Genomic DNA, 4443 nt, shown 5'->3' with positions numbered 1-4443 from the left:
ACCGGCCGAAGTAATGCGATTCATCAACTACCCGACCCGCTTCGATACGCGCGAGGCCGAGCGTGCGCTGCGTGGTTCGAAGTTGAAACTGCCCAAACTGCAGACCTATGCGTGGCGGCTGTGGGACTACTGGGAGCGGCACCTGGATCCGGCCCTTTTCGTCGATCACTCGCTGTCCGGAAAAGTCCGGCGCAAGGTTGTCGTGGTCACGGGTGGCTCGTCGGGTATCGGCAAGGCGGTCGCGCTCAAGGTGGCTGCCGCTGGCGCCAAGGTGGTTATCTGTGCTCGCGGTGAGGCCGAGCTTGCGGCGGCTAAAGTCGAGATCGAGGCAGCCGGAGGATCCTGCCACAGCTACGTGGTCGACCTGGCTGATCTTGCCTCTTGCGATGCGTTCGTCAAACAGGTCACGGCCGACCATGGCGGCGTGGATATCCTGATCAACAATGCCGGCCGCTCGATCCGCAGGGCGATTGCATCGAGCTACGATCGTTTCCATGATTTCGAGCGCACGATGCAACTGAACTATTTCGGTTCGCTGCGCCTGATCATGGGCTTTCTGCCGAAGATGACCGACCGCCATCGCGGTCACATCATCAATATTTCATCGATAGGCGTGCTGACCAACGCACCGCGATTTTCCGCATATGTCTCATCGAAAGCAGCGCTTGATGCATTCTCGCGCTGCGCCCAGGCGGAGTTTTCGGACCAGGGGATCAACTTCACGACCATCAACATGCCGCTCGTGAAGACACCCATGATCGCGCCGACCAAGATGTACGATTCGGTGCCTACCCTGAGTCCTGAGGAGGCGGCGGATCTCGTCGTGGGCGCGATTATTGAACGCCAGGTCCGCGTGGCAACGCGCACCGGCATCTTCGCCCAGTTGTTCTATTCGGTTTCTCCGCGCGCCTACGAGATCGTCATGAACTCGGCGTTCCGCTTGTTCCCTGATTCTTCGGCAGCCAAGGGCATCAAGGGTGTGCGCCAGGAGCTTCAGCAGGGGCCATCTTCCGAACAGGTCGCGTTCGCGGCGCTGATGCGTGGAGTCCACTGGTAGCGGGTCGCGCGACCTGCACAACCCGTTGCTCGTTTTGAGGTGGCGGCGAATGCTGGTGGCGTGAAGCGCGGGATTCACCAGTCCGTCGGTGCTGGCCCCACAAAAAAGCCCCATTCCGCTGGCGGAATGGGGCTTTTGTTTAGTTGCGATCACCGTGTTGCAGGCTTGCCTGTCAGGCTTTCTTCTTTCTGGCCGGAGCCTTGCGAGCTGCAGACTTGGCAGCAGGCTTCTTCTTGGTGGCTGCCTTCCTGGCTGCAGGCTTCTTTGCCGTTGCCTTCCTGGCACCCGCGCTGCCGCGCTTTGCGCCGGCCTGTTTGAGCTGGGCACTTTCAAGCTCGCGAGCTACGTCCGCCAGCTCGTCCTTGACTCGGGAAACCGAGCGCGTTGCGCCGCTTTTTGCTGCTGAGCTCCTGCCTGCTGGCTTCGTCGCCGACTTGCTGTTGAGCTTGGTCACTTCGCGGCCAAGCTCTTCGACTCGCTTGGTCAGTTTGTTGAGCTCGGTGCTGCCCGGTACGCCGAGGCGATTCAGCGCGCGCGAAACGCGAGTCTCGAATACCTTTTCGAGCTTGTCCCAGGTCTCCTGACTACGTTCCTTGACCTGGCCAACCGCCGCTTCAACGGCGCCGCGGGCTTCATCAGCCTTGCCAGTAGTGAGCTTGCGGGTCTTCTGCTCGAGGGAAACGCCCTCGCGGACCAGCGCTTCGAACAGGCGGGTTCCCTCGTCCTGTGCCTTGGCGAAAGCGCCCAGGCCGGCGAGCCAGATGTGCTGTGCGGACTCTACGATCGACTTGCCGCCTGCGCGAGCCGTTGATTTGCTGGCAGCGGGCGCGGCTTTGGACTTCAGCTTGGGCTTGTTCATGGTCTTTTCCTTCCAAGGGTCAAGGGCATTTGCCCCGATTGACGGCAATAATAGTGGATATCAATAGAGCAAGTAGTCGATGTCGGGCGCTGTGGTCACGAGTGCGCCGAAGGCGTTCTGGCGGACCCGGTGCGCGGGCTTGCCGGGGTGCGCGGTCGCTTCTTCTTGGTCTTGGCCGGTGAGCGCGTGCGTTCCAGTGCGCGGTCAAGATCGTCCAGAGTGCGATGAAGCTGCGAGGTAGCCTGTGACCGTCGTGCCGGCTTGCCTTCCAGACCGCTCAGCAGGGTGCGGCCCGGTTCGTCCAGTACTTCATCGCGCAAACTCAATCCATGACGTCGGAGCAGTGGTGCCAGAGACTTCCGTTGCGAACGCAGATCGTGGAGGGTCGCCTGGTAGGCATGCTCGGCCAGTCTCTTGCGGTGGGCAAAACTGAAGACATTGGTGAAGAACATTTCCGCGTCGTCATGATCAGGTTCGATGATCAGCAAGTCAGAGCTTTCGTATTTGCCTTCATATTTCGGGATGCTTGCCTGCATCCTGGATTGCAGTAGCGTGCGGAACATCTGCGAGAGGACATAGGGCAGGCCGCCGTCGACCAGACTGGTCGGAGAGGCCTTGCCTGTGGCGTTCGCGTTCGACGTGTCTATCGGCACGAGCGGGTTGATGGCCAGCACGAGGTCAGCCCCTGCTTCAAGCGCAACCGAAGCGTGGACCGTGTATCGCAAGGCCCCATCCACATAATATTTTCCATTGATCGCCACCGGCGGGTACAGGCCGGGCAGGGCGGCGCTGGCTTCTATGGCGCGGGAAATCGGCACGTCGTCATGACCTTCGGTCCCGAAACGAACGGCCTTTCCGCTGTCCAGTTCGACTGCAACGATATAGAGCTTGCGTGCAAGTTTGCGAAAGTCGTTGCTGCGTCCATGGGCGGTAAAGGCTGTTCTCAGGAAGCGCTCGATTGCCTCGTTGTCGAACAGGCCGGTCGGCAGAATGCTTCCAAGTCGGAGCAGGCTGTCGGAAACGCTGAGGTCGAAAGGGTGTTTGGCAAACTCGGTGAGCCCGGTCAACAGCATGCGCGGAACCCCGGCGAGCCGGTTCAGGTACTCGAAAATAGCCGGGCGGATGAAGTCTTCCGGGCGAAAGTGGAGCTGGTCGGAGTCACCGGTGATGAAGATCCGGCACATCTCCGCGGTGGTCAACCGGTTGGCCAGACTGGCCGCCACGAATGCACCGGAACTGACGCCGACGTAAGCATCCAGCGCATTCAGGTCCAGGCCTTCGATGGCATCATCAAGCGCACGTACAGCGCCAATCTCGAATATGCCTCCAATCGGACCACCGCCGGCGACAGCGAGGGCGATGCGTGGATGACCGCCTTTCCTGCGTGGTTTCCTGGCTGACTTGATCGCCAGCATCAGGTGATCTGCTCGTCGAGGTGGCGATGGATCTCCTGCTCGATCATCGGCTTCATCACGCCCATCAGGAAACCCAGCTGCGCATAAACGTGGACTTCGCCTTTCTCCAGGGCGATGTGACCATCCACGCCACTGCGGGAGAAGGCCAGCGTGTTGCCTTCCCAGCTGCAGTCCAGATCGAATTCCTTGGCAATTGACTTGGCCAGTTTGTTGACCGCCTTGCGTGCTTCACTGACTGACAAATTGTGTTTTCGGCGGATATCAATGCTCGCCATCCAGGTTCTCCGATATGGGGTGTTGCGCGAGTCAGCACTATTTCGCGATTGGACACTATGATGCCCCAGTCGTGTTGCCTGCAGAAGCCTTGACCGCGTTCACGGCCGGATTTCGTTCATTCCTGACTCGCCCAGGTGAAACTCTACCGGTGGGCAGATCTGCATCCGGACTCCCCTCCGGCGAATCGCCTGTATGCGCGCATGCGCTTTTGCTGGCCTCCGGACGGCGCTTTTGCCCGATGCGCGCACCAACTGCAGCCCGTGCCCGAATACCGGGTACAAGCAATGTCGGATCGAGGCAGGTGTCAGTCCTGTCGCATCCTGCTAAAGTGCCAGCAATTCCGAAATTCCGTGAACCGATGCGTCTGAGCTTTTCCAATGGGGAACATGCCGATGTTGTCATCGATAACGGAGTCACCGGTATCGGCTCGGCGCAGGGCAATGCGGTCATGCTCGATGCGGGTGGGGTCAAGCCCTGGCACGCACGTCTGCTGATCGACCAGCGGGGCATGGTCCTGGAAGTGCTTGACGCTCAGGCCCGTACCCACGTGAACGCCCGCCCGATCGTCGAAAAAGCCCTGCTCAGGCTTGGCGACGTGATCAACTTCGATGCCGTCGCGGCCGTCATCAAACCCGATCTCGACGAGATCATCGATACGCGCGTACCGGCCGAAGCTGCACAAGGCGGGCCCAGCGAGGTATCCCGCGTGGTTCTTCGAGGTGTATCGGGTTCGCATTTCGGCAAGACCGTCAGCATCGGGAGCCGACTTCTGGTTGGGAATGGCTGCAGCGGGCTGGATCTGGATGAGCCCGGAATGGCCGAAAACCATGGCGCGA

At 60.3% G+C, this 4443-nt stretch carries 5 protein-coding genes; 2 read left to right on the top strand and 3 right to left on the bottom strand.

Translation table 11 applies throughout. The annotated features are described in order from the left end of the window. On the top strand, nt 1–1057 hold a 1057-nt coding region (locus WBP53_RS14275), incomplete at its 5' end, for an SDR family NAD(P)-dependent oxidoreductase (RefSeq protein ID WP_423930057.1). Nucleotides 1058–1229: 172 nt separating this feature from the next. Here WBP53_RS14275 and WBP53_RS14270 read toward each other — a convergent pair. The 3 genes from WBP53_RS14270 to WBP53_RS14260 all read right to left on the bottom strand — a co-directional run bounded on the left by WBP53_RS14270 (nt 1230) and on the right by WBP53_RS14260 (nt 3606). After that, nucleotides 1230–1916 (bottom strand): phasin family protein, encoded by a 687-nt coding sequence (locus WBP53_RS14270; protein WP_423930055.1) that lies wholly within the window; start codon nt 1914–1916, stop codon nt 1230–1232. A gap of 95 nt (nt 1917–2011) precedes the next feature. Continuing rightward, the gene (locus WBP53_RS14265; RefSeq protein WP_423930053.1) at nt 2012–3331 is read right to left on the bottom strand and encodes a patatin-like phospholipase family protein; all 1320 of its coding nucleotides are present in this window, start codon (nt 3329–3331) and stop codon (nt 2012–2014) included. Next, nucleotides 3331–3606, bottom strand: a complete 276-nt coding sequence (locus tag WBP53_RS14260) for a polyhydroxyalkanoic acid system family protein (RefSeq protein WP_423930051.1) — start codon at nt 3604–3606, stop codon at nt 3331–3333. The genes WBP53_RS14265 and WBP53_RS14260 overlap by 1 nt, the downstream gene beginning before the upstream one ends. Nucleotides 3607–3965: 359 nt before the next feature. Between WBP53_RS14260 and WBP53_RS14255 the strand changes: the two genes are divergently transcribed. Then, on the top strand, nt 3966–4443 hold a 478-nt coding region (locus tag WBP53_RS14255; protein WP_423930049.1), incomplete at its 3' end, for an FHA domain-containing protein.

The organism is Dokdonella sp. (genome assembly GCF_049593775.1).
GTDB lineage: Bacteria > Pseudomonadota > Gammaproteobacteria > Xanthomonadales > Rhodanobacteraceae > Dokdonella.
The sequence above is the reverse complement of the archived record's forward strand: the minus strand, read 5'-3'. Positions and strand labels throughout refer to the sequence as shown.

What these genes read in the sequence shown, in the direction of transcription:
- WBP53_RS14270 (WP_423930055.1), bottom strand. Translation starts at nt 1,916, where the DNA reads ATGAACAAGCCCAAGCTGAAGTCCAAAGCCGCGCCCGCTGCCAGCAAA.
- WBP53_RS14265 (WP_423930053.1), bottom strand. Translation starts at nt 3,331, where the DNA reads ATGCTGGCGATCAAGTCAGCCAGGAAACCACGCAGGAAAGGCGGTCAT.
- WBP53_RS14260 (WP_423930051.1), bottom strand. Translation starts at nt 3,606, where the DNA reads ATGGCGAGCATTGATATCCGCCGAAAACACAATTTGTCAGTCAGTGAA.